The following is a 26,703-nucleotide window of genomic DNA, read 5'->3' on the forward strand; positions in this document are numbered from 1 at the left end:
CTGGGGATGCGGACGGCCCGGGTTCGCATCGGTTGATGTGAACCCGGGCCGTCCGTACGGGAGTTCAGAGGGATCCGCGGATCCTCAGTGCTTCCAGCTTGCCTTCGCCAGCGCCGGAACGAAGCGCAGCGCGTCCACCGTGCCCACGCCCGTCGCCATGTCGTAGCCGTTGCCGGCCGTGTAACCGGTCACGCCCGCGTACGTGTTGTTCGTGCCGTCGTTCACGTCGACGATGCCGTTGCTCTTGGCGCCGTGCCGAGCGAGCGCGTACAGCGCCGAGTTGATGTCGCCCACCCGGTGTCCCGCCGCCTGGTCGGCGAGGGCGACGATGCCCGAGAAGAGCGGGCTGGCCTCGCTGGTGCCGCCGTAGACGTCCCAGCCGATCGCGGTCGGGTCGTAGCTGGAGTAGACCCAGGCGCCGCCGTTGACCGCCGCGGCCATCGACACGTCGGGCGTGGCCCGCTGGGTGCCGACGACGCTCTTCACGCCGTTCTGGAAGGACGGGCGGGAGAACACGTGGGACTGGCCGCCGCCGCTCGCGCCGTAGTCGTTGTAGACGCTGTCCGGGGTGACGCGGTCGCCCTTGTCGTTCAGGTGGAGCTGCGTGCCGCCGATCGACGTGACCAACGGGTCCGAAGAAGGCCAGGAGTTGACGGGCTTGTCGTAGAAGGCCGAGCCGTCCAGGTTGTAGTCGGTGGCGCCGCCGTCGCCGGAGGACGCGAGGACGGTCACGTGCTTGCGCTTCGCGTCCTGGAAGGCGTAGCGCAGCTTCTTGATGCTGGAGAAGTCGCCCTGGTCGAAGCCGGGGAAGGTGTTCTCGGTGGCGCCGAAGCTCTGCGTGATGACGTCGCCGACGCCGTGGTCGATCAAGTACTTCTCGGCGTCCATCATTTCGGGCAGACCGGTGACGCCCTCGGTCTCGGCGACCGCCGTCTCCGCGAGCACGATCTTCGCGTCGGGCGCGACCGCGTGCGCCATCTCGACGTCCAGGGTGGTCTCGCCGGCCCAGCCGGTCATGTCCGCGTTCTTCGGGTCGAAGACGGGGACGTTGCCCCACTTGACCACGTTGACCTTGGCGCTCTTCAGGCCGAACTGCTTGCTGTAGACGTCGAGATCGTGCTGGATCGTCGGCGAACCGAACGAGTCGACGATGACGATCGTGCGTCCCTTGCCCGTGATGCCCTTCTTGTAAAGGGAGTTGAGGTTGTACGCCGTGCGGTACTGCAGCGGGTTGTAGCAGGCGATCCCCCACTTGGCCTCGCACTGCTCGCTGGAGAGCGGGCTCGACACATGTCGGGCGAGGGCGTGTCCGGTGATCGCCGGTATCGCCTTCGTCTGCGGTACGGCGGCGGGTGCGGCGCTGCTGACGCCGGCCAGCGGGGCGGTTGCCAGTGCGGCTGCGGCGAGCGTGGCGGTGGCGGCCGTGGAAACCGCGATGCCACGTCTGTTCCGGGCTATGTGCATGAGTGCCCCCTGGATGGTTGTGAGTTGCACGCGATGGTCTGCGTGCATCTCATCCAGTGAGACATGCACAGGACAAGTCAGTTGAACTGCCGATGCCGAAGCTTTTGCCCAAACAGCACCCAATGCTCGAACGGTCCTGCCGGGCGGGCGGGTTCGGTCAGACCGCGGACCCGGCTCCGGCCAGCCGCCGGAACGCCTCCGTGGTGCGGGGATGCGCGATCTCGTCCAGCAGGTGCCGCCACTCGGGATCACCCTTGGCGGGATGCGCCTGGTCCCACGCGGCCAGCAGCGGAGCGAGCACGCTCTCGCCGGGTACCTCGGCCGGTTCGGTGAACTGCCGTGATTCCATGGGACGTTCCTTCCGGGCGGGCGATCGGTGGGGATCGGCTGGGGGCCAACCGGCTTCTACGATGCCGTCGTTCGCCCGCACCCACCATGGAGCGCCCCACCCCGTCGGGGGTGGGGCTGACCGCACCCCCGGGGTACCCCCCAACACCCCGTGTACGGCGTCAGATCGAGTACGGCACCGGGTGCACCTCGTCCGCCCGGTGCCCCGCGCGCTCGTGAACACGCTGGACCGCCTCGGGCGACGGTGCCTCCGACAGGCAGTACACGGTCCCGGACTCCGGGTCCGCCCAGGCCCGCTCGAAGTGGACGCCCTCGTCCTTCTCCACGGCGAGATCCGCCTTGTGGGCCGCCATCAACTGGTCGGCCGTGATGCCCTTCATTCCGTGATGTACGTCCATGTACTGGGCCATGGCCTCGCACCTCCTCGTGCTGTTCCCCCTTCCCATGCTGCGCTCCTTCGCCACGGACGTCCTGCTCACCGCGGCCGGAGACGGCCCCCGAGCACGCCGGAGGGGCCCCGGCGCCGTAGCACCGAGGCCCCTCCGGGAGCAGGCGGCGGTCAGCCGCACTGGCAGGGATTGCCCGACTGGCACCCGCATCCGCAGCCCGAGCCGCAGCCGCAGGCGCCGAAGAGCGGAAGGCTCTTGATCTCGGCGGGCTGCTGCGTCTCGCGCTCCTGCGTCGGGTCCGGCGTCGTCGTAGCGGGGGATTCGGCCATGGGTCCTCCTGGAGGCTGGTGCCTGTGCCCATCGGATGCTGCCCATTGGATGCCCGCTCCGGCGGGCGCATCAACGGCGCATTGAGGCTTCCCCCACGAGACCCCCGACCTGGGGCCTACGCCCCCTCGGCCCCCGTCGCCGGCTGGATGTCGGGCTGCAGCTCGTCCGCGTGCTCACCCGTGACCAGGAACACCACGCGCTTCGCCACCGACACCGCGTGGTCGGCGAAGCGCTCGTAGTAACGGCCGAGCAGGGTCACGTCGACCGCGGTCTCGATGCCGTGCTTCCACTTGTCGTCCAGCAGGTGCTGGAAGAGCGTGCGGTGCAGCAGGTCCATCGCGTCGTCGTCCTGCTCCAGCTGGAGGGCCAGGTCGACGTCCTTCGTGATGATGACCTCGGCCGCCTTCGCCATCAGGCGCTGGGCGAGCTGGCCCATCTCCAGGATGGTCGCGTGCAGGTCGTGCGGCACCGCGCGGTCCGGGAAGCGCAGCCGGGCCAGCTTCGCCACGTGCTGGGCGAGGTCGCCGGAACGCTCCAGGTCGGCCGACATGCGCAGGGACGTGACGACGATCCGCAGGTCCGTCGCCACCGGCTGCTGCCGGGCCAGCAGGGCTATGGCCCGTGCTTCCAGGTCGTGCTGGAGGTCGTCGACCTTCTTGTCGGCCTCGATGACGCTCTCGGCCAGCTTCAGGTCGGAGTCCAGGATCGCCGTCGTGGCGCGTCCGATCGCCGACCCGGTCAGCCGGGCCATCTCCACCAGACCGTCACCGATCGAGTCAAGTTCCTCGTGGTACGCGTCCCGCATCAGGGTTCCCTCTCCTACGTTCGCTTCGGGGGCTCAGGGGCCCCGGGCCTGTCCGTTGTGACGAAAAACCGGCCCTTCCACCCCACGCTCCCACGTTCCCGCTCCTACGCGACGGTTTCCGCCACCCCAAATGAACCAATACTGGCTCCAAGGTGAACTCTGGGCGACGAGTGTTCGAGGTCGCACTCCGATGGCTGTGGCCAGGAGGTATCCCATGCCTAACCTGGGGGCATGGACGTGAACGCGGCGGTCGCCGCAGCGGCAGCGATCGCCGGGGTGCTCACCGGTGTCATCGCCATGCTGGCGTTCCGCTGGAGCGAACGCGACCAGAAACGGCCGACCAGGACCTCCCTGCACACGGACCCGGTGCTTCCGCCGGGCGTGGACACCGTCCTCTCGGTGCTCCGCTCCTCGGCCGTCGTCCTCGACGAAGCGGACGCCGTGGTCAAGGCCAGCTCGGCGGCGTACGCCCTCGGACTGGTCCGTGGCGGAAAACTCTCCGTCGACCCGATGCTCCAGATGGCCCGGGACACCCGGCGCGACGGCGAGATACGCCAGGTCGAACTGGATCTGCCCCGGCGCGGCACCGGACGCGGCGAGGCACTCGCCGTCTCCGCACGGGTGGCCCCGCTCGGCTCCCGGCTCGTCCTGCTCCTCGTGGAGGACCTCACCGAGGCCCGCCGCATCGAGGCCGTACGACGAGACTTCGTGGCGAACGTCAGCCACGAACTGAAGACCCCGGTCGGGGCCCTCTCCCTCCTCTCCGAGGCCGTCATGGACGCCTCCGACGATCCAGAGGCGGTGGAGCGCTTCGCCGGCCGTATGCAGATCGAGGCCACGCGCCTGACCAATCTCGTGCAGGAGCTCATCGACCTGTCACGGGTCCAGAACGACGACCCCCTCGAAGACGCCGAACCGGTGCGCGTCGACGAACTCGTCGCCGAGGCCATCGACCGCTGCCGGCACCAGGCCGGCACCAAGCAGATCACCATGGCCGCCGGCGGCACCGCCGACCTGCACGTCTGGGGCAACCGGGGCCAGCTGGCCGCCGCCCTCGGCAACCTGGTCGAGAACGCCGTCAACTACTCGCCCGCCCGCACCCGTGTCGGCATAGCCGCCCGCCGGGTGTCCGCGCCCGGCGGCGACCACATCGAGGTCGCCGTCACCGACCAGGGCATCGGGATATCCGAGAAGGACAAGGAGCGCGTGTTCGAGCGCTTCTACCGTGTCGACCCGGCCCGCTCGCGGGCCACCGGCGGTACGGGTCTCGGGCTGGCGATCGTCAAGCACGTGGCCGCCTCGCACGGCGGGGAGGTCACGGTGTGGAGCTCCGAGGGACAGGGCTCCACGTTCACCCTGCGGCTGCCGGAGGCGGGTGCGGCCCGCGACCGTGCCCACCAGCACCCCGACCTCGACGACGAGGTCGAGGGGTCCCCTGACACATCCCCGTACGAACCGCTTCCCGCCCCGGAGGTCCTTCCGTGACCCGAGTGCTCGTCGTCGAGGACGAGGAGTCCTTCTCCGACGCCCTGTCGTACATGCTCCGCAAGGAGGGCTTCGAGGTCGCCATCGCGACCACCGGGCCCGACGGACTCGACGAGTTCGAGCGCAACGGCGCCGATCTCGTCCTGCTCGATCTGATGCTGCCGGGGCTGCCCGGCACGGAGGTCTGCCGCCAGCTGCGCGGCCGCTCCAACGTCCCCGTGATCATGGTGACGGCCAAGGACAGTGAGATCGACAAGGTCGTAGGCCTGGAAATAGGAGCCGATGACTACGTCACCAAGCCCTTCTCGTCCCGGGAACTGGTCGCCCGTATCCGGGCCGTCCTGCGCCGCCGCGGCGAGCCCGAGGAGGTCACCCCGGCCGCCCTCGAGGCAGGTCCGGTCCGCATGGACGTGGATCGCCACGTGGTCACGGTCTCCGGCTCCAAGGTCGACCTGCCCCTCAAGGAGTTCGACCTGCTGGAGATGCTCCTGCGCAACGCGGGCCGCGTACTGACCCGCATGCAGCTCATCGACAGAGTCTGGGGCGCCGACTACGTCGGCGACACCAAGACCCTCGACGTCCACGTCAAGCGCCTCCGCGCCAAGATCGAGCCGGACCCGGGCGCGCCCAGGTACCTGGTGACGGTGCGCGGCCTCGGCTACAAGTTCGAGCCGTAAACCGCCGACACCTTCTTGGCGGTGCTACGACGAAGGGCGGGACCTCTCCGTGAGGTCCCGCCCTTCGTCGTAGCGCATACGACTGCTGCTACGGCCGCTGGTCAGCCGGCCGAGGCCGAGGCCGTCGCCGTGGTGCTCTCGGAGGCCGAGTCGGACGGGGTGGCCGACGTGCTCTTGTGCGGCTTCGGCGAGGCGGAGGTGGTCGCGGAGGCGCCCGGCGCGGGCGTGGGGATCGAGGTCGGGCCCCACTTGGTGAAGTAGCTGTCGGCCGGGACGACGAACGCGCTCAGGCTCACCGCGCCGGTCGTGCTGAGGGTGAAGGTGACCTTCTGGGCGTTGCCGTCCTCCAGGCCGGTGCCGACGTCGGTCAGCGCGGCGGAGGCGTTGCCCCTGCCGCCCAGGACGAGCGAGCCGAAGGCCGGGACGGTCAGCTTGCCCTTGCCCTTGGCGGGGGTCAGCGTGGCCGTCCCGACGCCGTCGACGCTGACCGAGTCCAGGGTCTGGGGGTCCTTGCTGTTGTTGAACAGCGTCGCCGAGATCACCGCCGGGCCCGAGGGCTGGGGGCTGGAGTCGGTGATGGGCTGGGTGATGACGAGTGCGTTCTGCACCTTGATGACGCCGACGGAGACGGCCGCGTTGTCCGGCTTGACCTGAAGCGTCTGGGCGTCGTTGCCGGCACCGCACGCGGCGAGCGAGGCGATCGAGAACGCGATGGCGGCGGCGGCGAGGGCGCCGCGTCGAAGGCTGCTGCTCACGGCGGCGGCTACTCCTTGAACGTGGGCGGAGCAGGGCGACTCCCGAATAAAGCCGCCCTAAGTGTCTGTCAGCGGCCTTAGGTTACCGAGCCGTTCCCGCGCCACCGCACCCGACCCTCCCCCAACCGGGTACCCGTGTGCCACAAGTGACCCGCGGGTCACTTGTGCCCGGCACTCGTCCGGCATTCACATAAGCAGCTCAGCCGTCCGCCGACGGATTTTCCGTGAAGAATGCAGGACGCCTCGAAGAATTGATCACCGGCCGTTCCGCGCCACCTCGGTGATCAATTCCGGATTCGCCTCGCACCGGGCTCCGCGCACCGAACGGAGTAGCGGAAGTCGAGCACTTGGAACCAGACATTTGCGGACGTTCGTCCACTTGGGGGCGCCTCCGGATGTGTGTAACGTACGCGTTTCACCTCGCCCGGAGAGCCGCTCCGACCTGCGAATACCCTCTTCCGCTCAGCCTCCGCAGCACGTTCCTGTTGCTGTTGTCAAGCCCCGAGATATGCCCTGACCTGCGAAAACGCCATTCAGAACACGCAGTTTCCGTGTTACCCTGGATAGCCACGGAAGGGGTACCTGTCACATGACGTTCAAGGTTGGCGACACCGTGGTCTATCCCCATCACGGGGCCGCGCTGATCGAGGCTATCGAAACTCGCCAGATCAAAGGCGTGGACAAGACCTACTTGGTGCTGAAGGTCGCCCAGGGTGACCTGACGGTGCGTGTGCCAGCGGACAATGCGGAGTTCGTCGGCGTACGTGATGTGGTCGGTCAGGACGGGCTGGACCGGGTCTTCGAGGTGCTGCGCGCTCCGTACGCCGAGGAGCCCACGAACTGGTCGCGTCGTTACAAGGCAAATCTGGAGAAGCTCGCCTCCGGCGATGTCATCAAGGTCGCGGAAGTCGTCCGTGACCTGTGGCGTCGTGAGCGCGAGCGCGGACTCTCCGCAGGTGAGAAGCGCATGCTCGCCAAGGCTCGCCAGATCCTGGTGAGTGAGCTCGCGCTCGCGGAGAACACGAACGAGGACAAGGCCGAGGCTCTGCTCGACGAGGTTCTCGCGTCCTGACGCAGGCACCTGGTACGCCCTGCTCAGCGCACTGAAATGCCGTGGTGCCCGATGACAGCCCGCCTGTCGCCGGGCGCTTCGGCATGTTCGGGGGCAGTTCAGGGCTGCACCTGGAAACCCCCGATAATGGTGTGCCGGGCCCGGGCAGCAGGCTCGACCGGTGTCACGGAAGGGTCCGGTCAAGGCGTCGCGCCCGGCACTCCTCAGGCCATACCCACGTAGGTCGAGCACACAAACCTGACAGGAACCGATGTCTGACGATTCGCGCTCTTCGCAGGCGCAGTCCTCCGTCGCAGCCGTGATCCCGGCTGCCGGACGGGGCGTACGTCTCGGCCCCGGCGCCCCCAAAGCGCTACGCGCGCTGAACGGCACCCCCATGCTCATCCACGCGGTCCGCGCACTTGCCGCCTCCCGCGCCGTCACCCTGGTCGTCGTCGTGGCCCCGCCCGACGGCGCCCCCGAGGTCAAGACCCTCCTCGACGCGCACGCGCTGCCCGAACGCACCGACTTCCTGGTCGTCCCCGGCGGCGACTCCCGCCAGGAGTCCGTGAAGCTCGGCCTGGACGCGCTGCCCCCCGGCTACGACGTCGTCCTCGTCCACGACGCGGCCCGCCCGCTCGTCCCCGTCGACACGGTCGACGCGGTCATCGAGGCCGTACGGGACGGAGCTCCCGCCGTCGTACCGGCCCTGCCGCTGGCCGACACCGTCAAGGAAGTCGAGGCCGCCGCGTACCCCGGCGGCCCGGAGCCGGTCGTCGCCACCCCCGAGCGGGCCCGCCTCCGCGCCGTACAGACCCCGCAGGGCTTCGACCGCGCCACGCTCGTCCGCGCCCACGAGACGGTCACCGACAACGTCACCGACGACGCGAGCATGGTCGAGCAGCTCGGCCTCACGGTCGTGGTCGTCCCCGGCCACGAGGAGGCCTTCAAGGTCACCCGCCCCCTGGACCTGGTCCTCGCGGAGGCGGTCCTCGCCCGCAGGAGGCTCAACGATGGCTTCTGAGCAGCCCCTCGTGCTTCCCCGGGTCGGCATCGGCACCGACATCCACGCCTTCGAGGAGGGCCGCGAGCTGTGGTGCGCGGGCCTCAAGTGGGAGGGAGAGGGCCCGGGCCTGGCCGGCCACTCCGACGCGGACGTCGTGGCGCACGCCGCCTGCAACGCCCTGTTCTCCGCGGCGGGCCTCGGCGACCTCGGCCGGCACTTCGGCACGGGCCGCCCCGAGTGGTCGGGTGCCTCCGGAGTGACCCTGCTGACGGAGGCCGCGAGGATCGTCCGCGAGGCGGGCTTCACCATCGGCAACGTCGCCGTACAGGTCGTAGGCCCGCGTCCGAAGATCGGCAAGCGCCGGGACGAGGCGCAGAAGCTGCTGTCGGAGGCGGCGGGAGCTCCCGTGTCGGTTTCGGGAGCGACGACGGACGGTCTGGGCTTTCCGGGGCGGGGCGAGGGCTTGATGGCGGTGGCAACGGCCCTGGTCGTGAAACAAGGGTGACTTTGCCTACTCAGGGGCGCGGGGGACTGCGCGCCCAGCCTCCGCCGGACCCGCACCCGTAAACGGCCAATCCGCCGGAAGGCACCGGGCACTCCTTACCGCCCACTACCCTTGTAGCGTGACCATTCGTCTGTACGACACCAGCGCCCGGCAGATTCGCGACTTCACCCCGCTCACCGCGGGCTGTGTCTCGATCTACCTGTGTGGTGCCACCGTGCAGGCCGCCCCGCACATCGGCCACATCCGCTCGGGCCTGAACTTCGACATCCTGCGCCGCTGGTTCGAACACCGCGGCTACGACGTCACGTTCATCCGCAACGTCACCGACATCGACGACAAGATCATCACCAAGTCCCGTGACCAGGGCCGCCCTTGGTGGGCGATCGGCTACGAGAACGAGCGCGCGTTCAACGACGGCTACCAGGCACTCGGCTGCCTCCCGCCGACGTACGAACCTCGGGCGACCGGCCATGTGCCCGAGATGATCGAGATGATGCGCGGACTGATCGAGCGCGGTCACGCGTACGAGGCCGACGGCAGCGTCTACTTCGACGTGCGGTCGTACCCGGACTATCTCCAGCTCTCCAACCAGGACGTCGACGACCTGCGCCAGCCCTCCGAGGAGGGCATCACGGGCAAGCGCGACCCGCGCGACTTCGCGATGTGGAAGGCGACCAAGCCGGGCGAGCCCGACTGGGAGACCCCGTGGGGCCGCGGCCGCCCCGGCTGGCACCTGGAGTGCTCGGCGATGGCGCACAAGTACCTGGGTCCCGCCTTCGACATCCACGGCGGCGGCCTCGACCTGATCTTCCCGCACCACGAGAACGAGATCGCCCAGGCCAAGGGCTACGGCGACGACTTCGCGCAGTACTGGGTGCACAACGCCTGGGTCACCATGAGCGGCGAGAAGATGTCGAAGTCGCTCGGCAACAGCGTGCTGGTCAGCGAGATGGTCAAGGCCTGGCGCCCGATCGTCCTGCGCTACTACCTCGGCACCCCGCACTACCGCTCGATGATCGAGTACAGCGAGGAGGCCCTGCGCGAGGCCGAGTCCGCGTTCGCGCGGATCGAGGGCTTCGTGCAGCGGGTGGTGGAGAAGGCCGGGGGAGTCGTCGAGCCCGCGGCCGAGGTGCCGCCCGCGTTCGCCGAGGCGATGGACGACGACCTGGGCGTGCCGCAGGCCCTCGCCGTCGTGCACACCACGGTCCGGCAGGGCAACAGCGCGCTGGCCGCCGACGACAAGGAAGCCGCCGTCGCGCGTCTCGCCGAGGTGCGCGCCATGCTCGGCGTCCTCGGCCTCGACCCGCTGGACCCGCAGTGGGCCGGCGAGACCGACCGCGGCGAGGACCTGCACGGCGTCGTCGACACCCTGGTCCGCATGGTCCTCGACCAGCGCGAGTCCGCCCGCGGCCGCAAGGACTGGGGCACCGCGGACGCCATCCGCGACCAGCTCAACCAGTCCGGCCTGGTCATCGAGGACGGCCCGCAGGGCCCGCGCTGGACCCTCGGCCCACGCTGAGCCCGTCCCGGTCAACGAAGATCGACTGTGCCGCCCGGCCCTCCGGGCGGCACACTGCATAGACGTACGTCCACAAACTCTTGATACGACTCTGAACAGACAGGTAGGTCATGGCAGCCAACAACCGCCGCATGTCCGGCAAGAAGGGCGCGCAGGTCGGCAGTGGCGGCCAGCGGCGCCGGGGCCTGGAAGGCAAGGGCCCCACCCCGCCCGCCGAGGCGCGCAAGGGTCACAAGAAGAACCGCATCGCCAACGCCAGGGCCAAGCAGGTCCAGCGCCGCGCACCGGTCGCGCGCGGACGCGGCGGCAAGGGCACGTCCGAGATGGTCGTGGGCCGCAACCCGGTCGTGGAGGCGCTGCGCGAGGGCGTCCCCGCGGTCACGCTCTACGTCCAGCAGTTCATCGACAACGACGAGCGGGTGCGCGAGGCGCTCCAGCTGGTCGCCGAGCGCGGTGGCGTGCACCTCATGGAGGCCCCGCGCCCCGAGCTGGACCGCATGACCAACGGCCTCAACCACCAGGGCCTGGTCCTCCAGGTCCCGCCGTACGAGTACGCGCACGCCGAGGACCTCGCCAACGCGGCCTACGACAAGGGCGAGGACCCGCTGATCGTCGCCCTCGACGGGGTGACCGACCCGCGCAACCTCGGCGCGATCGTCCGCTCGGTCTCCGCGTTCGGCGGCCACGGCGTCCTCGTCCCCGAGCGGCGCGCGGCCGGCATGACCGCCGGCGCCTGGAAGACGTCGGCCGGTACGGCGGCCCGTACGCCCGTCGCCCGCGCCACGAATCTGACGCGCGCCCTGGAGGCGTACAAGAAGGCCGGTATCGCGATCGTCGGCCTGGCCGCCGACGGCGAGGCCACGATCGGCGAACTCCCGGCCCTGGAGGGCCCGGTGGTCATCGTCGTGGGCAGCGAGGGCAAGGGCCTGTCCCGCCTGGTCGGCGAGACCTGCGACTACCGGGTGCGGATCCCGATGCCGGGTGGCGCGGAGTCGCTGAACGCGGGTGTGGCGGCGGGCATCGTCCTGTACGAGGCGGCTCGGCGACGGGCCTGACGGCGGTTGGTGCGGGCCGGCGGAGCCCGCCGGTCGGAGGCCCGCGCAGTCGGCCCGAGCGCGAAGCGCGAAGCGCGCGAGGGCGGCGGTCGGGACGGGGCGCCGAGGCGCCCAGCTGAACGCGGGTGTCGCGGCCGGGATCGTGCTCTACGAGGCGGCCCGGCGTCGTAGTTGAGTCGTAGCCGGGGTTTGGCCGGGGTCTGGCTGAACGGACGTTCGGCGCGGTCACCCACTCGGGGCAATCTGGCGGTCGAGGGCGAGCTTGACGCTGTCCGGACACATCCGGCAAGTCAAAGCAGTGTCCTAAACACACGTCACTCGGTTAGATGAGTGTGGACACCAGAACACCCCGCACACCCACGGGGGACCGCTCGTCCGGATTCCAGTCCGGATTGGACGACGCTCCCGCGCTGAGCATGGTGAAGGTGCCGAGCGATCCGGCCCAGGTCATCGTCAACCATGCGAGTTTCCGCGTGCAGCTGGGCGCCTCGACGCGCACCCAAAACCCGCGCCTCGCACGGCAGTTGAGCACCGCCGAGGACACCGCCCGGATGCCCGCCACCGGTGCCGCGCGCCGCAGGCCCGTCGTCTGGAGCGGCCGGTCCGCCCCGGACGACACCGGCGCCCACCGGCTCCTTCAGGCGGTGCGGGGCAGCGGCGTCCGCCACGGCGAGCAGCCGGCCGGCGACGCGGGCGCCACGCAGGTCATCCCCCGTATCGCGGACGGCGGTTACGGCGGCGGCCACGACGGCGACCTGACCGCGCAGACCCTCGAAACCCCCATCGTCGGCGCCCAGCGCGGCCACGCCCACGACACCGGCGAGAACCGACTCCTGCCGCAGATGCGGACCGTGGGCAGCGCCTACGACGAACCCGCCTACGCGGACGGGGAGTTCGAGGACTTCGAGGCGGACGGCGAGCGCGAGCGGCGCACCGGACGGCACCCCAACGACCCGGTACGGCACGCCTATTACCCGGGCCGCCGGATGAACCTCGGCGTCGTCCTGCTCCCCCTCCGCATCTTCCTCGGCTTCATCTCCATCTACGCCGGCATGGGCAAGCTGTGCGACCCCGTCTACTTCGACGGCGGCAAACGCGGCTCCATGGTCAAGTGGCTCAACACCCTGCACCCCTGGGAAGTCGCCGAGCCACTGCGGCAGTTCGCCCTCCAGCACCCCGTCGGCTCCGGGCTCGTCATCGCCTTCGCCCAGGTCATCGTGGGCGTCCTGACGATCCTCGGCCTGTGGCAGCGGGTCGCGGCGGTCGGCGGCGCGCTGCTCTCCGCCGCGCTCATCGTCACCGTCAGCTGGAAGACCGTTCCCGCCTACGACGCCCCCGACATCATCTACCTCGCCGCCTGGTCCCCGCTGATCATCGCCGGCGCCCCCGTCTACTCCGTCGACGGCCGCCTCGCGGGCAGCGCCTGGCGCCGCCTCGGACCCCGCGCCGACATCTGGGAGCTGCGCCGCTACGTGCTGCGCCGCGGCGCCCTGGTCACGGCGGTCGCCATCGGCCTCACCCTGCTCATCGGCTCGCTCCTCGGCGGCGCGGTGCGCGACTCCAGCCGCGTGGTCGTCCCCGGCCCCGGCGAGGCCCCGCGCAACGAACTGCCCGGCGCCCCGCTCCCCGGGGAACCGACCAAGAGCCGCAGCAGCAGCCCCTCGGCGGTCAACTCGCCGTCCCGGAAAGCCGCTTCGGCCAGCCCGTCGCACGCCGCGACGAGCCCGGGCGCGACCCACTCCTCGACCGGTACGGCCACCGGCGGCGCCCCCAGCCAGACCCAGGGCACCGCGGGCCGCACCCAGCCCCAGCACTCCTCCCCGGCCGGCCAGGCCCCCAGCACGACCTCCGGCCCCACCTCGGGCGGCGGCACGACCGGTGGCACCGGCTCAAGTGGCGGCTCCAGCACCGGGGGTTCGTCCTCCTCCGGCCAGCCGGGCCTGGTGGGCGGCCTGTTGGGGTAGCTGGGCCGGTGGGGGGCTTGTTGACGCAGTCGCCGTCCACCGGCTGACCACAGTAAGAGGGCCTGCACTTTTTCAGTGCAGGCCCACTTTGTTCTTGGGGGCGCGGGGAACCGCGCGACCAGCCCCCACCGTCCCGCACTCAACGACCAAGCGCAGCAAGCTCCTTGGCGGCTTCCCTGAGGTCCTTCGCAGTGTCGATGGCCCGCCAGTAAGCCCCCTGCGGAATCGGGAACCCGGCCAGCCGCAACTCACGCGCGAGGTGCGGGAAGGTCGTCCGCTCGTGATCCCCCCGCTCCGGCAGCAAACCGGCGAACTCGGGTGAGAAGACGTACACCCCCGCATTGATCGCGTACTGCGTCGGCGGCGACTCGATGAAGTCGGTGACGCGCCCGAAGTCGTCCGTCTGCACGGCTCCCCAGGGGATCCGCGGCCGGGCCAGCGCGATCGTGGCGACTGCGTTGCGCTCGGTGTGGAAGTCCGCCATGTCGCGCAGCGAGAAGCGGGTCCAGATGTCGCCGTTGGTGGCGTACCAGGGGCTGTCCGGGCGGGGCAGATGCGCGGCGGCGTACTTGAGGCCGCCGCCGCGGCCCAGCGGCTCCGTCTCGACGACCGTGGTGACGTCGACGGGCAGATCGGCTGTCTTCAGCCACTCCTGCAGCACCTCGGCGAGATGCCCGCAGCTGACGACGACGTCGGTCACGCCCTCTTCCGCGAGCCAGACGAGCTGATGGCCGATGATCGGCGTCCCGGTGCCGGGGATCTCGACCATCGGCTTGGGCCGGTCGTCGGTGTACGGGCGCAACCGGGATCCCTGGCCACCGGCCAGGATCACGGCTTGGGTGGGGCGCGACGCGGCGTTCGGATCGGTCATGACCCGAACTGTACGTGGCGGCCCCACCGCATCTTTCGGCTGCAACCGTTCCTTAATCAGCCGTTACCGACCTCCTACTCCGGGCGCAGGCTCCGGTCAGCTGTGCGCGGCCATGACCCCGGAGGCGAACGCGGTGTCGCACACGGGGCGGGCGTAGGACTGGGCGCGTGCGGCGCCGTAGATGCGGACCGCTGCGCGGCCCAGTGCGCGGGCGATGGAGGTGCAGTGCGTGGCGAGCGACGGGTGGCCGTTCACCGCCTCCTGGAGGTGGGTCAGGACGACGCCCGGGTTCTTGTCCTGGAGCTCGGTCATGAGCTGGTCGCGCAGGACGTCCTGCGGGGCGCGTGCGGCGGCCCGCGAGGAGGCTCCGGCCGCCGTGACGTCCGTCGCGGTGAGCATCGAACTGGAAGGGCTCCCCGACCAGTTGACCCGGGTGACCGCGAGGGTCCCGGAGAGCACCATCATGACGGGCAGGACGAGGGCGAGGGTGCGGCCGACCCGACGGGCGGGGCCCCGGCCGCGTCGCGGCTGTTGGTTATTGGAGTGCTTCACGCGTGTGAGGGTAGCGCCCGGTAATGATTTGGCGACATTTAGTCACCAATTCGGGGGATGGATTGGTGCCTCGAATTGGGTAGGGCGTTGACGAACGCTGCTCGAAATGACGGGTCTGCCGGGGTATTTGTCATATCGGTCGGGCAGCGCGAACCGGAAACGGGAAAGGGCCCCGCGGACGACCGCGAGGCCCTTGTCGTGACTGTGTGATCAGTCGGTGAGACGCTCGCCCGTGGAGGTCGAGAAGACGTGCAGCTCGCCCGGACGCGGCACCACGTGGAGCGTCGAGCCCTTCTCCGGCACCGAGCGGCCGCTGACGCGGACGACCAGGTCCTTGAGGTCGTCGCCGACCTTGGCGCTGCCGTAGACGAAGCCGTCGGCGCCCAGCTCCTCCACGACGTTCACGGAGACCGCGAGACCGGCCGGGGCGTCCTCGGAGTCCTTGGTGAGGGACTTCGCGGCCTCGCCGTTGTGCTCCTCGATGTCGAAGTGCTCGGGGCGCACGCCGACGGTGACCGTGCGGTCACCCTTGTCGGTGGCGGCCTTGAGCGCCTCGCGGTTGACGGGGACGACGGAGTTGCCGAACTTCACGCCGCCGTCGGTGATCGGGACCTCGACCAGGTTCATGGCCGGGGAGCCGATGAAGCCGGCGACGAAGAGGTTCGCGGGGCGGTCGTACATGCTGCGGGGCGAGTCGACCTGCTGGAGCAGACCGTCCTTGAGCACCGCCACGCGGTCGCCCATCGTCATGGCCTCGACCTGGTCGTGGGTGACGTAGACGGTGGTGATGCCGAGGCGGCGCTGCAGCGACGCGATCTGCGTACGGGTCGAGACGCGGAGCTTGGCGTCGAGGTTCGACAGCGGCTCGTCCATGAGGAAGACCTGGGGCTCACGCACGATGGCGCGGCCCATCGCGACACGCTGGCGCTGACCGCCGGAGAGCGCCTTCGGCTTGCGGCCGAGGTAGTCCGTGAGGTCGAGGATCTTCGCCGCGTCCTCCACCTTCTGGCGGATCTCGGCCTTGTTGACGCCGGCGATCTTGAGCGCGAAGCCCATGTTGTCGGCGACCGTCATGTGCGGGTACAGCGCGTAGTTCTGGAACACCATGGCGATGTCCCGGTCCTTCGGCGGCAGGTGCGTGACGTCGCGGTCACCGATGCGGATGGCGCCGGCGTTGACGTCCTCAAGTCCCGCGAGCATGCGGAGCGAGGTGGACTTGCCACAGCCGGACGGACCGACGAGGACGAGGAACTCGCCGTCCCCGACCTCGATCTCCAGACCATCGACGGCGGGCTTCTCGGTGCCCGGGTAGATCCGGGTCGCCTTGTCGAACGAAACAGTGGCCATGGTGAAGGCCCCCTTCTACCGGCAGGAACGTGCCGGACGATCCGTTGTAGGAAGGTGGTGGTGTAGTCCACGCGAGTGAACTGGGTACGGACGGTACCTGGCGTTTGCCCGGTCTGTCAGTACCCGGGGGCATGTGAACTTCGCGGAAATTTTCGACAGGGCGGGTCGGGGACCTGGGTACACTGCACCAGGCACGTGATCGCGCACGACTCGGCTACGCCGGGTACATCCGCCTCACACCTGTGCAGGCCTCCTTAGCTCAGTTGGCCAGAGCAACGCACTTGTAATGCGTAGGTCGTCGGTTCGAATCCGACAGGGGGCTCCATGGAAAACCTCAGGTCAGGACTCTGACCTGAGGTTTCTTGTTTTTTGACCTTGGAGTCCGGCCGATCGGGCACCTGTGGGCTACATATCGCAACGCGTAGGTCTGGAATCGACGCCGCCGGTCGGCTCCGGTCTGTCGGGTTCGGTGTGGTGGGCAAGTGCGCAGCGATCGTGCGGATGGGGCCCGATCTGCCGTGCGGTCGCGAGCGCACTTGGGGCCGCAAGGTTGTGGTGTCCGGACAGGTTCACGACGATCGCGCTCCGCCGGGGGCGCGATCGACGACCAGCCCAACGTCCTCGGGCCCGCCCTCGGACCCATGACCGCAGCCACAACGCCGAGTTCACCCAAGGAGCCCAAGGCCTGGGGGACCTACCCGTCGGCAAGAGTGAACCCGGCGAGCCCATCACCGAGACCGCGGTGCGCGAGCTGTATGAGGAGACTGGCCTGACCGTGGAGCCGGGTTTCTGAAGGTCGCTCACATCAGCCACGGTGCCTGGGGCGTCGAAGCCCCCAACGGCCCGACTGTCAGTGCTCTCCGCTGCTGTCTCGACAGCTGGCCTCAGGTGTCACTTGATGGAGGGGAGTAGCGAGGCGCGCGTACCGACGAACCTGCGTGCGGGATGTTCCGGCCCTTGGCAGCGTCTGAGAGCTCGACGTGGTCGTTCGTTCAGCGAGCGGGTGAGAAGCCGCGCCGGATCTGCGTGTGAGTTCAGCACTGCCCTGCACCGTCGCGGGCTGATTCGCGGACCGCGACGCGCCGTACGCGGGCAGGTCGGCGGCCTCGTACTGGCGTAGTTCGGGGGTGAGCGGCATCACGGGGGACGTGGCCCCGTTGAATTCGATCCTGCGGACAGCCGTGTACCTCCCCGTGCTCGGGCGGCCCTGGTCGCGGCCGCCGATCGCGCTTCTCCGGAACGTTGCACTGTGAGTGGGTCAATAACTGTGCTTGTGAGGTGAGAGTTTGCCGGACCATGCGGCGAGAGTTTTTGTCGCAATGATGGGAGTGGAATTGGTTAACCGGTGGGGGTCGTGGCGGCGTGCTACTGTTGATCTCAGTTGCAGTTTTGGTTCCCGAAACTTCAAGTGCTCCCACTCGGCTTCGGCTGGGGAGAGCGCTTTTGTATTTCCGGTCGTTTTCCGGGCGGGGTAATCATTGCGGCGACACGGTGTTCGCACGGTGCGGATACCGGTGTACTGCCCCGAAGGAGATATGACATGGCTGCTGGTACCGTGAAGTGGTTCAACGCGGAAAAGGGCTTCGGCTTCATCGAGCAGGACGGTGGCGGCGCTGACGTGTTCGCCCACTACTCGAACATTGCCGCCCAGGGTTTCCGCGAGCTGCTGGAAGGCCAGAAGGTGACCTTCGACATCGCGCAGGGCCAGAAGGGCCCGACGGCCGAGAACATCGTTCCGGCCTGACGCTGAAAAGCACTTGGTAGCTGGGGCCCGCATCCCTCGGGGTGCGGGCCCCAGCTGCACGCATTCTCCCGCAGTGGTCTCAGCCGCGGGACGGCTCGGAGAAATCACCGGCCTCACCACGTGCGGCTCATCCTTCAGAGATGCGGACGCAACCTGAAGAACCGCACCGCAGTCGACGCCCGGAATTGTGCGTCGCTGCCGCGTCATTTATTTCAGCACCTGCGCCCGCGTGGATTTCCGTCGGCCAGATCTGCTTTCTTTTGCATTGTGCTTCTGCCGTCGGTCCATACTTGTGGTTCTCCGTGCTGCTCAACGCTGCGGGAATTCCTTGATATGTGCCACATCGAGGAAGGTTCCGCATGAACCGCACACGTACGAACGACCGCTTTGCCCGCACCCGTAATGGCAGCGCCGACGCCGGGAAGGGCGGCAGCCGCTATGGCTCGTCGGCACCGCGCCGTTCCGGCGGGCCTGTCCGTTCCGGCGGTTACGGCCGTCGGCCCGCCGTGGTGCAGGGTGAGTTCGCGCTCCCTGAGACGATCACCCCCGCGTTGCCTGCGGTTGAGGATTTCGCCGATCTTGACATGCCCGAGCAACTGCTGGCCGAACTCGGCAGGCAGGGTGTGAGGGCACCGTTCCCGATCCAGGGTGCGACGTTGCCGAACACTCTGGCGGGCCGTGACGTTCTGGGCCGCGGGCGCACCGGTTCCGGCAAGACCCTTGCCTTCGGTCTCGCCCTGCTCGCCCGCACGGCCGGACAGCGTGCCGAGCCTCGCCAGCCGCTGGGACTCATCCTCGTACCGACGCGTGAGCTGGCGCAGCAGGTGACCGATGCGCTCACTCCGTACGCCCGTTCCGTCAGACTGCGGCTCGCCACCGTGGTGGGCGGGATGTCGATCGGCAGGCAGGTCAGCGTGCTGCGAGGCGGTGCCGAGGTCGTCGTCGCGACGCCGGGCCGGCTCAAGGACCTCATCGACCGCGGCGAGTGCCGTCTGAACCAGGTGGGCATCACGGTGCTGGACGAGGCCGATCAGATGGCCGACATGGGGTTCATGCCGCAGGTCACCGCACTGCTCGACCAGGTGCGTCCGGAGGGGCAGCGGATGCTGTTCTCCGCCACCTTGGACCGAAACGTCGACCTGCTGGTGCGCCGCTATCTCACCGACCCCGTGGTGCATTCGGTCGATCCGTCGGCCGGTGCCGTCACGACGATGGAGCACCACGTCCTGCACGTCCACGGCGCCGACAAGCACGCCACCACGACCGAGATCGCCGCCCGCGAGGGCCGGGTGATCATGTTCCTGGACACCAAACACGCCGTCGACCGGCTGACCCAGGACCTCCTCAACAGCGGAGTCCGGGCCGCGGCGCTGCACGGCGGCAAGTCGCAGCCGCAGCGCACCCGCACACTCGCCCAGTTCAAGACGGGGCACGTCAGCGTGCTGGTGGCGACCAATGTGGCGGCGCGAGGCATTCACGTCGACAACCTCGACATGGTCGTCAACGTCGACCCGCCGACCGACCACAAGGACTACCTCCACCGCGGTGGCCGTACCGCCCGCGCCGGCGAGTCCGGCAGCGTCGTCACCCTCGTGACACCCGGCCAGCGACGCGGCATGGCCCGCCTCATGTCGGACGCCGGGATCCGGCCGCAGATCACCGAGGTCCGCTCCGGCGAGGCCGAACTGAACCGCATCACCGGTGCCCAGGCTCCGTCCGGCGTCCCGGTCGTCATCACCGCACCGGTGGCCGAACGCCCCAAGCGCGGCTCCTCCTCCAGGGGCCGGCGCCGCCCCTCCTCGGGAGCCCGGCGCGGGCCCGTACGCCAGTCCGTCGTCGGTGCGGCGGCCTAGAACCTTCGTGATCAGGAAGCTGACCCATCTCTGCAGGAGGCATCTTTTGACGCTGGTTCAGACGCAGCCCCGCCCGACGAGCGCCGGCCCTGTGCACAGGACGCCGGCCGAGGTCGTGGAGGTGGCCGGACCGCAGGTCTGGGACGACATGAGCGTCGAGGTGGCGCTGTCCGTCATGGCCGCCGCCCGCACGGGCCGACTGGTCGTCTGCGACCAGGACGGCCAGTGCACAGGCCTGGTCACCCGGACCGAACTCACCGCCGTGCGCGACAACTCCGCTTACACGGACCGCGTCCGCCTGCGCGACATCCTCGGCGACCACGGGTCGTTCACGTCACCCGTGATGACGATGGCCGAAGCCGAGCACGCGATGCGCGTCCGTCGGCGGCGCGGTGCCCTGCCGGTGGCCGACGGGCAAGGCGGCGCCCTGGGCGACCTCGCCCTCTCCCGCTGATCCGCCTCACCCTCGTCGGACCGTTCTTCCCTTCTCCCTGTGAGGCCCCATGCGCTGCGTCATCGCCCGTTTCCCCTTCGAGCTCACCAAGAGCGGTGTGCTGGAATCGATGAAGGGCGTCAAGCCCGAGCAGGTCATGGGTGAGTCCGTGATCATCGGCCGCCGTCACTACCCCGTCAAGCAGGTCGGCCAGGTCATCACCCGCCAGGACCGCCGCGACTTCAGCGCCGACGAAGTCCGCCGGGCGATGACCAAGCTCGGCTTCACCTGCCGCGCCCTCCCCAAGGCCGTACCCGTGGGCGTCCTCGGCTCGCTCCGGCAGGCTTCCGAGATGCTCGGCGCTCCCCTGTCCGTCTGACCGACGCGACAGGCACGCGCCGACACCCTGAACAGCAGTGGGCCCGGCCGACGCGAGTCGGCCGGGCCCATCGCGTGCGACGGGGTCCCGCCCCCGTGGTTCCTCGGCGGCCGGAATATCAGTTGTCGGAATAGCTGAAGTCGCCCACGGTCCAGGCGCTGACGTCGTTGATCGCGACCCGGTACATCCCGCCAGTCTCCGGGATCCCCACCGTGCCCTGAAGAATTCGGGCGACGTGGAAGTGCAGGTGGGTGGGTGGGCCGTCCTCCTTCGCGGGGCTGTCGAACACGGCGGAGAACTCTCCCAGGCGGGCGGAATCCGTCAGAACCTCCGACACCCTCCGCCTCCACACGGCTTCGGGAGCCAGCCGGCCGGTGATGACAGTGCCGCCGGTGACCACGGTCAGGGACATCTGGTTGCTCTGCCCGGACTCCACCACGGCGGCGACGTCAACGAGCAACTCGTCATGCTTCGACATGGGTCAGATTGTATTTGCCGGCCATCCGTTTGCTTCAGCGGTGGCGTTACCGGGCGAGGAGGGCGCTCACGGTCTTGTCGCCGGTCGCCGGTCGCCGGTCGCCGGTCGCCGGTCGCCGGTTGCCGGTTGCCGGTTGCCGGTCGTCCGGCGGGTGACGGTGGTGACGGTGGCGGTGTGGGCGAGACGGTTGACCATGGGCCGGCCGCAGCCTCCGGTGCCGTCACTCAGGTCGGGGGTGCGCATGCGCGGCGCCTGCGGGCTGTGGTCGTGCACGGCCACCTCGACGCTGTCCGGGTGCGTGGTCAGGTCCCGGGCGCTTTCGCGTGCGCCGGCGACGCATGGCGTGGAGCGGGCGGCCGCGACGTCGACGCTCATCGTGTTCATCAGGTCTCCTTCATCAGGTCTCCCCGGTCCGTGGATCGTCGATGTCCGGTTCTGCCTGCCGTGTCTCGTTCTCTCCCTGTGGCCGGCTGACCAGGCGCTGACAGGCCCTCCTCCTGCTCCGATCACTGTTCGAGGCCGATTGCCTGTCTGTCGAACACGCGGAAATCTATTTTTGTCAGAGTAGACATTGGGGTGGGGGTGTGGTTATGGTTCTGTCGTAGCTCAGAGAGACAGCCGGGCCCGGCAGACACGAACTGCCGGGCAGAGCAGTATCCGCAGGTGCAGTTCGCAGGACGGTGCGGTGGTGGAGTCGCGAAGCCAGAGCGGTTGCAGGACGGCGACGCGGCTGGCGACCGTACCGGGTGGCCCGTAGTGATCAGGGGCCGCCGTGAGCAGGACCGCAAGTGGCAGTACCCGAAAGTGCAGTTCGCGGTATCCAGCAGTGAAGTCGGTGAGCAGCACCTCGGTGAAGGCGTCGGCTGCGGACGCGCGCACCGGGAGGTTCGGCAGTGGGGTTCCAAGCCAGGGCAGACGCAGGACGGGCGACGGGGCTGGCTGCCGAAGAGCGGTGCTGTCACAGGCCGCTGAGCGGTTCGTATCACCAGCAGTGCGCAGTACCCCAGTTGTAGGCAGTTGATCCCAGAGGGAAGAACGGAGGAGCCGAGCGCCATCAGGATCGCCCGGGCCGGATCTTGAACCCGGGTACCGCAGGACATCGATAGTGAGGTGGTCTCCGGTCAAGCAACCGCGATCCCAGCAGCCCCGGCAGCAAGCCGGTCGGGTCTGCGGAAGTAGAAGGCCGACGCCCTGTCAGGGTCGGCAGATGGTGTAGTAGTTCCTTCGGGGCCCTGGTGCGATAGGCACCAGGGCCCCTCCACGCGTTCCATGGAGAGGTGCAGATGACAGCAGACGACTCGTTCAGCCGTATCGATGACGACGACTATCCCGCCTATACGATGGGCCGGGCCGCCGAGCTCCTCGGCACCACGCAGGGCTTCCTGCGCGCCATCGGCGAAGCCCGCCTGATCACCCCGCTCCGCTCCGAGGGCGGTCACCGCCGCTACTCCCGCTACCAGCTGCGTATCGCCGCCCGCGCCCGGGAACTCGTCGACCACGGCACCTCTGTCGAGGCCGCCTGCCGCATCATCGTCCTCGAAGACCAGCTCGAAGAAGCCCAGCGCATCAACGCCGAATACCGCCGCACCGCAGAATCGGCGAACCCGACGAACACGGCCTGAGACAGGGGCCCGCCGGCATCGGCGGGCACCCCGTACAACCGGTCCCGATGTTCGGCGTGATCCCTTTCCCTGGTGACACGGTGTGTGGGCGTGTAGCGTCTGCGTCAGCTGTCGTGGTTCGGAGTTCCCCCCCAAGCCCATGCTCCTGGTGTGGGCTTTTTGCTGTGCTGTGCCGCAGGGACCAGGGCGATCACCTCCGCCTTCCCCATGGAGGGGGAGGCGTTCACCGACTGGGAGGCACAAGACATGGCTACAGGAACCGTGAAGTGGTTCAACGCGGAAAAGGGCTTCGGCTTCATCGCCCAGGACGGCGGAGGACCGGACGTCTTCGCGCACTACTCGGCGATCAACTCCTCGGGCTTCCGTGAGCTCCAGGAGGGCCAGGTCGTGACGTTCGACGTCACCCAGGGCCAGAAGGGCCCCCAGGCCGAAAACATCAACCCGGCCTGACCTCGCAGCTCTGCCCGCGGGATCGCGCACGCCGCGTCCGTGACTGCCGCCGGCCGCGCGCCGTGCCGCTCACCCGGACACGGGGACCGGCTCTCGTGCCGGGCGTCGACAGGATCTGTGGTGCAGGGGATCAGGGCCGCGCGGCGATGGTCGCGCGGCCCTGATCTGTTGAAGTGAATCCCGGGCGGCGTGGCCTCGGCCGCGCACTTCCTGTGCGGCTGTCGTACGGCGTGGACTTCGTCCCTCTGGGCAGTGCGACGGTCGGTCCCGGCTGTCTGAAGGTCGCCTACGACAAGAAGTGCTGGTCGCCGACTTCGTCCTCCTTGGTCTGCGCCTGGGCCGCCGTCCCGTCATCGCGCCGCCGCGTCATCGCGTCAGCGCGCGGAATTCATCCGCCTTGTCCGTGACGGTGCGGACGCATCGGTGAGGTCGGCGCCGGTGTTGGCGTCCCGCTCCGAGTGGTCGACGCCGTGCCAGTCGAGGCACATGACGGTCGCGTCGTCCTGCAGGTGGCCGTGGTTGGCGTCGACGATCGCCCCGATGAGAGTGCGGGCGGCCTCGCGGGGGTGCAGTGCGCCGGTGCGCACGATCAGGTCCGACAGATCGAGGCTGTTGGCGTTGCGCTCCAGCATGCCGTCGGTCAGCATCACCAGCCGGTCGCCCGGCTGCAGGTCCAGCGACTGGACCCGGTAGGTGTGCGGAACGTGGAAGCCGAACGGCATATCGATCTTCGGGGTGATCTCCTGGACTTCGCCGTTCCGCATGCGCAGCGGCCAGGGGTGGCCGGCGTTGATGAACTCGGTTGTGCCGTCGATCAGGCTGATGCGGAGAAGCTGACCGGTGACGTAGCTCTGACGGCCGTGCTCCCGCATGGCCTGGTCGGCCTGGCGGGCCTGTTCGGCGAGGTCGGCACCGGCCCGCCGTGCCCGGCGCAGGGCGCCCACCAGGAGAGTGGCCAGCAGCGCGGCGTCGACGTCGTGGCCCATGGCGTCGGTGACGGAGAGCTGGACGGTGTCCCGGTCGATGACGTAGTCGAAGGTGTCACCCCCCACGTGGTCGGCCGGCTCCAGCGCCCCGGCGACGGCGAACTGCGCGGCCTCGCACGCCAGCGAAGCCGGGAGCAGCCGATGCTGGATCTCCGCGGCCAGGCTCAGCGGAGTGGTGCGGCGGCCCCACTGGTACACGTCGGTGAAGGACCGGTTGGCGATCACGATGTACGCCAGGGCGTGTGCGGTCTCGCCGATTTCCCGCATGGTCTCCGCGTCCGGTGCCGCGGGCAGGAACAGTTCGAGGAGCCCGATGGCGTCCCCGCGGTTGGTCACCGGGGCCACGACCCGCACCAGCGCGCCCTCGCCCTTGTCCTCCACGCTCGGCCGCTGGGTGCGGATCACGTCGTCGTAGAGGGTGCCCCGCAGGGTGATGCGCCGGGCGGGTTCATCGGTGTCGACGCTGCCCGCCGTGCCCAGCCGTACCACCGAGGCGCCGGTGAAGTCGGCGATGAGGAACGACACCGACGCGGCCCCCAGGTGCTCCCTGAGCATCCGCGCGACCACGTCCAGCGACTCCACGGGTGCCGCTGTCTCCGCCGCGGCCAGTGTCCCCGGCAAGGTCATCACCCTGCCCTGGCCACCCCGTTTCGCGGAAGGGGGAACGGTCGGCCCACCGGGCCCTTCATGCTCGCGTGCGGTCACGGTGCATCCTCGCTGCTTGCTGGTACTCAGGGCTCGCGCCCGGGTACGCGAGTGGCCGGCGCCGAGCCCGCTGCCAGGTAGGTGCCAGTGCACCACAGAGTGCCCGAACGGATGCGCCTTATCGGGCAACCACCCGTCGAGCGGTCAAGTCACTGGTCACGTCCGAGGGACTGGGATGCGCCGGGCTGGATTGCGTACGGCCTTCGCGGCCGGCCCAGCACTCGGTCTCCCCACAACTGCGCGCCTTGGTTGTACGAAGGAGGCCCGCCATCACCTCTGGTCCGCCCGCGACCTGTTCACGCAGATGGGAGCGGGGGCTATGCGCTGCGTGCGGCCATGCAGCTGTCCGCGGCCGGCTCCTCATCGGAAAACCGACATCACGCACCCGCTACCGGCAGCGAAAATCACCTCACGACGCAGGAGTCCAGAGTCGCGCGGCTCGCCGCCGATGGCGCGACGAACGCCGAGGTCGCCGCACAACTCTTCCTGAGCGTGCATACGGTCGATTACCACTTGCGCAAAGTGTTCAAGAAACTCGGAGTGCATTCCTGTCGAGAACTTCAGGAAAATCGGAAACACCTCGGTTCCTGAACCCCGGCGCACTGGCGCGAAGCGGGCGTTTTCCAGCCCATGGACTCCGGGTGCGTAGTCACCGGACCACGCGGACTACGCACCGTACGGGATGACTGACCCCGCATTCTGCTGCACGATGGGAAGCGGCAGGCGACACCGGGCACGACAGAGCACTGCGACGGGGAGATACCTCGCGAATAACCTGTTGGCCAGGGTCAGTTCGTTGCACATGCACACCAGGGTCCGTTGAACTGTTTTCAAGCGGCCTGCTTCGCCGGCGAGTTCTGTCGAAACAGCGCCCGGCGTGCGGCCGCCGGCGGAAGGTGAATCGATCATGGCAGTCTTTACCACTTCTGACGGCACCGAGATCTTTTACAAGGACTGGGGAAGCGGTCGCCCCGTGGTGTTCAGCCACGGTTGGCCGCTCAACGCCGACGCCTGGGACGACCAGGCTCATCTGGTGGCGGGCAACGGCTACCGGGCCATCGCGCACGACCGCCGCGGTCACGGCCGGTCGGGCCAGCCGTGGGACGGCAACGACCTCACCACCTACGCCGAGGACCTCACGCAGTTGCTGGAGCACCTCGACCTGCACGACGTGGTGCTCGTCGGCCACTCCACCGGCGGCGGCGAGGTGACGCGCTGCGCGGCCGGGCGGGCCGCGGCGCGGGTGTCGAAGCTCCTACTCCTCGGCGCGATCCCCCCGCTGATGCTCAAGACGGAGAGCAATCCCGAGGGCCTGCCCGTCGAAGTCTTCGACGGGATCCGCCAAGGTGTCCTCGATGACCGCTCCCAGTACTACTGGGAACTCAGCGCCCCGTTCTACGGCGCCAACCGAGAGGGCTCCCAGGTGTCCCTGGGGCTGCGTGAAGCCTTCCGGTTGTGGAGCCTTCAGGTCGGCATGAAGGGTGCGTACGACTGCGTCAAGGCATTCTCGGAGACGGATCTGACCGAGGACCTCCAGCGCATCGACGTACCGACGCTCATCATCCACGGCGACGACGACCAGATCGTGCCCATCGTGGCGTCGGCGGAGAAGTCGGTGAAGCTCATCAAGGACGCCGAGCTGAAGGTCTATCAGGGGGCGCCGCACGGACTCATGTCGGTGGCTCCCTTCAAGGAGCGGTTCAACGCGGACCTGCTCGGCTTCCTCGCCGACTGACCCGCGAGCGGCACCCGGACCCGAGCCGACACCCGACCGATCACGGTGATGCGCGGCTGCCGCGCGCGCATCACCTGTCGACTCCCTTTCCACCACAGGCACTTCTCCACGGACGGAGGGGCGTCGCGTCGTAATGGCATGCGGTCGTGTGGTGATCGGAGCGACCGGCAGGACGGGCGGCCGTACCGCCGAGTT

General features: G+C 69.1%; 29 protein-coding genes, 1 tRNA gene and 1 pseudogene. 18 read left to right on the plus strand and 13 right to left on the minus strand.

Translation table 11 applies throughout. From position 1 onward, the window contains the following. Positions 1-84: 84 nt before the first annotated feature. The 5 genes from ACWDEW_RS24005 to phoU form a co-directional block, all read right to left on the minus strand. Positions 85-1,464 (minus strand): S53 family peptidase, encoded by a 1,380-nt coding sequence (locus ACWDEW_RS24005; protein WP_450514978.1) that lies wholly within the window; start codon positions 1,462-1,464, stop codon positions 85-87. A 157-nt stretch (positions 1,465-1,621) separates the two neighbouring features. Next, positions 1,622-1,813, minus strand: a complete 192-nt coding sequence (locus ACWDEW_RS24010) for a hypothetical protein (RefSeq protein WP_450514979.1) — start codon at positions 1,811-1,813, stop codon at positions 1,622-1,624. Positions 1,814-1,973: 160 nt separating this feature from the next. Then, on the minus strand, positions 1,974-2,222 hold the full coding sequence (locus ACWDEW_RS24015) for an SCO4226 family nickel-binding protein (protein ID WP_019072371.1): 249 nt from the start codon (positions 2,220-2,222) through the stop codon (positions 1,974-1,976). A 149-nt stretch (positions 2,223-2,371) separates the two neighbouring features. Continuing rightward, positions 2,372-2,530: a hypothetical protein gene (locus ACWDEW_RS24020; protein WP_019072373.1), complete on the minus strand. Its 159-nt coding sequence runs from the start codon at positions 2,528-2,530 to the stop codon at positions 2,372-2,374. A gap of 116 nt (positions 2,531-2,646) precedes the next feature. Further along, on the minus strand, positions 2,647-3,336 hold the full coding sequence (gene phoU / locus ACWDEW_RS24025) for a phosphate signaling complex protein PhoU (RefSeq protein WP_200712019.1): 690 nt from the start codon (positions 3,334-3,336) through the stop codon (positions 2,647-2,649). A 231-nt stretch (positions 3,337-3,567) separates the two neighbouring features. Between phoU and ACWDEW_RS24030 the strand changes: the two genes are divergently transcribed. After that, entirely contained in the window at positions 3,568-4,821 is a 1,254-nt protein-coding gene (locus ACWDEW_RS24030) for a sensor histidine kinase (RefSeq protein ID WP_450514980.1), read from the plus strand. After that, the gene (locus tag ACWDEW_RS24035) at positions 4,818-5,498 is read left to right on the plus strand and encodes a response regulator transcription factor (protein ID WP_009340348.1); all 681 of its coding nucleotides are present in this window, start codon (positions 4,818-4,820) and stop codon (positions 5,496-5,498) included. Before ACWDEW_RS24030 ends, ACWDEW_RS24035 begins: the two co-directional genes overlap by 4 nt. Positions 5,499-5,599: 101 nt before the next feature. Here the strand turns inward: ACWDEW_RS24035 and ACWDEW_RS24040 are convergent, their stop codons facing one another. Then, positions 5,600-6,253 (minus strand): DUF461 domain-containing protein, encoded by a 654-nt coding sequence (locus ACWDEW_RS24040; protein WP_450514981.1) that lies wholly within the window; start codon positions 6,251-6,253, stop codon positions 5,600-5,602. Between the two features lie 589 nt (positions 6,254-6,842). On the opposite strand from ACWDEW_RS24040, the gene ACWDEW_RS24045 reads away from it, so the two are divergent. The 6 genes from ACWDEW_RS24045 (at position 6,843) to ACWDEW_RS24070 (ending at position 13,353) form a co-directional block, all read left to right on the plus strand. Next, a complete protein-coding gene (locus ACWDEW_RS24045) occupies positions 6,843-7,325 on the plus strand; it encodes a CarD family transcriptional regulator (RefSeq protein WP_003953493.1) in 483 nt (160 codons plus the stop codon). Positions 7,326-7,575: 250 nt separating this feature from the next. Continuing rightward, positions 7,576-8,328, plus strand: a complete 753-nt coding sequence (ispD, locus tag ACWDEW_RS24050; RefSeq protein ID WP_450514982.1) for a 2-C-methyl-D-erythritol 4-phosphate cytidylyltransferase — start codon at positions 7,576-7,578, stop codon at positions 8,326-8,328. Beyond that, positions 8,318-8,815, plus strand: coding sequence for a 2-C-methyl-D-erythritol 2,4-cyclodiphosphate synthase (gene ispF / locus ACWDEW_RS24055; RefSeq protein WP_450514983.1), 498 nt, complete (start codon positions 8,318-8,320; stop codon positions 8,813-8,815). The genes ispD and ispF overlap by 11 nt, the downstream gene beginning before the upstream one ends. A 118-nt stretch (positions 8,816-8,933) precedes the next feature. Beyond that, complete coding sequence (cysS, locus tag ACWDEW_RS24060) at positions 8,934-10,334, plus strand: cysteine--tRNA ligase (protein WP_450514984.1); 1,401 nt, start codon at positions 8,934-8,936, stop codon at positions 10,332-10,334. Positions 10,335-10,444: 110 nt separating this feature from the next. Continuing rightward, a complete protein-coding gene (rlmB, locus tag ACWDEW_RS24065; RefSeq protein ID WP_450514985.1) occupies positions 10,445-11,389 on the plus strand; it encodes a 23S rRNA (guanosine(2251)-2'-O)-methyltransferase RlmB in 945 nt (314 codons plus the stop codon). 326 nt (positions 11,390-11,715) lie between these two features. After that, a complete protein-coding gene (locus ACWDEW_RS24070) occupies positions 11,716-13,353 on the plus strand; it encodes a DoxX family protein (protein ID WP_450514986.1) in 1,638 nt (545 codons plus the stop codon). 139 nt (positions 13,354-13,492) lie between these two features. Here the strand turns inward: ACWDEW_RS24070 and ACWDEW_RS24075 are convergent, their stop codons facing one another. The 3 genes from ACWDEW_RS24075 to ACWDEW_RS24085 all read right to left on the minus strand — a co-directional run bounded on the left by ACWDEW_RS24075 (position 13,493) and on the right by ACWDEW_RS24085 (position 16,123). Continuing rightward, positions 13,493-14,224 (minus strand): nucleotidyltransferase family protein, encoded by a 732-nt coding sequence (locus ACWDEW_RS24075; protein WP_450514987.1) that lies wholly within the window; start codon positions 14,222-14,224, stop codon positions 13,493-13,495. Positions 14,225-14,320: 96 nt separating this feature from the next. After that, positions 14,321-14,776, minus strand: coding sequence for a hypothetical protein (locus tag ACWDEW_RS24080; protein WP_026179108.1), 456 nt, complete (start codon positions 14,774-14,776; stop codon positions 14,321-14,323). Positions 14,777-14,986: 210 nt separating this feature from the next. Next, positions 14,987-16,123: an ABC transporter ATP-binding protein gene (locus tag ACWDEW_RS24085; protein WP_450514988.1), complete on the minus strand. Its 1,137-nt coding sequence runs from the start codon at positions 16,121-16,123 to the stop codon at positions 14,987-14,989. 248 nt (positions 16,124-16,371) lie between these two features. Between ACWDEW_RS24085 and ACWDEW_RS24090 the strand changes: the two genes are divergently transcribed. The 6 genes and pseudogenes from ACWDEW_RS24090 (at position 16,372) to ACWDEW_RS24115 (ending at position 20,532) form a co-directional block, all read left to right on the plus strand. Continuing rightward, positions 16,372-16,448: transfer RNA gene (locus ACWDEW_RS24090), tRNA-Thr, on the plus strand. Positions 16,449-16,673: 225 nt separating this feature from the next. Next, positions 16,674-16,966, plus strand: a pseudogene (locus tag ACWDEW_RS24095) (NUDIX domain-containing protein); the annotation flags it as partial. Between the two features lie 697 nt (positions 16,967-17,663). Beyond that, positions 17,664-17,867: a cold-shock protein gene (locus ACWDEW_RS24100; RefSeq protein ID WP_023586116.1), complete on the plus strand. Its 204-nt coding sequence runs from the start codon at positions 17,664-17,666 to the stop codon at positions 17,865-17,867. Positions 17,868-18,226: 359 nt separating this feature from the next. Next, entirely contained in the window at positions 18,227-19,720 is a 1,494-nt protein-coding gene (locus ACWDEW_RS24105; RefSeq protein WP_450514989.1) for a DEAD/DEAH box helicase, read from the plus strand. A gap of 46 nt (positions 19,721-19,766) precedes the next feature. Then, positions 19,767-20,174, plus strand: coding sequence for a CBS domain-containing protein (locus ACWDEW_RS24110; protein WP_450514990.1), 408 nt, complete (start codon positions 19,767-19,769; stop codon positions 20,172-20,174). A 49-nt stretch (positions 20,175-20,223) separates the two neighbouring features. Further along, positions 20,224-20,532 (plus strand): SCO5918 family protein, encoded by a 309-nt coding sequence (locus tag ACWDEW_RS24115; RefSeq protein WP_450514991.1) that lies wholly within the window; start codon positions 20,224-20,226, stop codon positions 20,530-20,532. A 118-nt stretch (positions 20,533-20,650) separates the two neighbouring features. On the opposite strand, the gene ACWDEW_RS24120 is transcribed toward ACWDEW_RS24115, so the two are convergent. From ACWDEW_RS24120 to ACWDEW_RS24130, 3 genes are all read right to left on the minus strand, one after another. After that, a complete protein-coding gene (locus tag ACWDEW_RS24120) occupies positions 20,651-21,010 on the minus strand; it encodes a hypothetical protein (RefSeq protein WP_450514992.1) in 360 nt (119 codons plus the stop codon). A 66-nt stretch (positions 21,011-21,076) separates the two neighbouring features. Further along, positions 21,077-21,394 (minus strand): hypothetical protein, encoded by a 318-nt coding sequence (locus ACWDEW_RS24125; RefSeq protein ID WP_450514993.1) that lies wholly within the window; start codon positions 21,392-21,394, stop codon positions 21,077-21,079. Between the two features lie 222 nt (positions 21,395-21,616). Next, the gene (locus tag ACWDEW_RS24130) at positions 21,617-21,889 is read right to left on the minus strand and encodes a hypothetical protein (protein ID WP_450514994.1); all 273 of its coding nucleotides are present in this window, start codon (positions 21,887-21,889) and stop codon (positions 21,617-21,619) included. Between the two features lie 404 nt (positions 21,890-22,293). Between ACWDEW_RS24130 and ACWDEW_RS24135 the strand changes: the two genes are divergently transcribed. Together ACWDEW_RS24135 and ACWDEW_RS24140 are read left to right on the plus strand one after the other, a co-directional pair. Further along, positions 22,294-22,632 (plus strand): MerR family transcriptional regulator, encoded by a 339-nt coding sequence (locus ACWDEW_RS24135; protein WP_450514995.1) that lies wholly within the window; start codon positions 22,294-22,296, stop codon positions 22,630-22,632. 246 nt (positions 22,633-22,878) lie between these two features. Continuing rightward, positions 22,879-23,082, plus strand: a complete 204-nt coding sequence (locus ACWDEW_RS24140; protein ID WP_008735947.1) for a cold-shock protein — start codon at positions 22,879-22,881, stop codon at positions 23,080-23,082. Between the two features lie 374 nt (positions 23,083-23,456). Here the strand turns inward: ACWDEW_RS24140 and ACWDEW_RS24145 are convergent, their stop codons facing one another. After that, positions 23,457-24,695 carry a PP2C family protein-serine/threonine phosphatase gene (locus tag ACWDEW_RS24145; protein ID WP_450514996.1) on the minus strand — a complete coding sequence of 413 codons (1,239 nt, stop codon included), beginning with the start codon at positions 24,693-24,695 and terminating at the stop codon, positions 23,457-23,459. 414 nt (positions 24,696-25,109) lie between these two features. Here ACWDEW_RS24145 and ACWDEW_RS24150 point away from each other — a divergent pair, with 414 nt between their 5' ends. Together ACWDEW_RS24150 and ACWDEW_RS24155 are read left to right on the plus strand one after the other, a co-directional pair. Beyond that, positions 25,110-25,364 (plus strand): helix-turn-helix domain-containing protein, encoded by a 255-nt coding sequence (locus tag ACWDEW_RS24150; RefSeq protein WP_450514997.1) that lies wholly within the window; start codon positions 25,110-25,112, stop codon positions 25,362-25,364. Positions 25,365-25,680: 316 nt separating this feature from the next. Further along, the gene (locus tag ACWDEW_RS24155) at positions 25,681-26,508 is read left to right on the plus strand and encodes an alpha/beta fold hydrolase (protein WP_450514998.1); all 828 of its coding nucleotides are present in this window, start codon (positions 25,681-25,683) and stop codon (positions 26,506-26,508) included. The last annotated feature ends 195 nt before the right edge of the window (positions 26,509-26,703 follow it).

Source organism: Streptomyces sp. NPDC001100 (assembly GCF_053598575.1).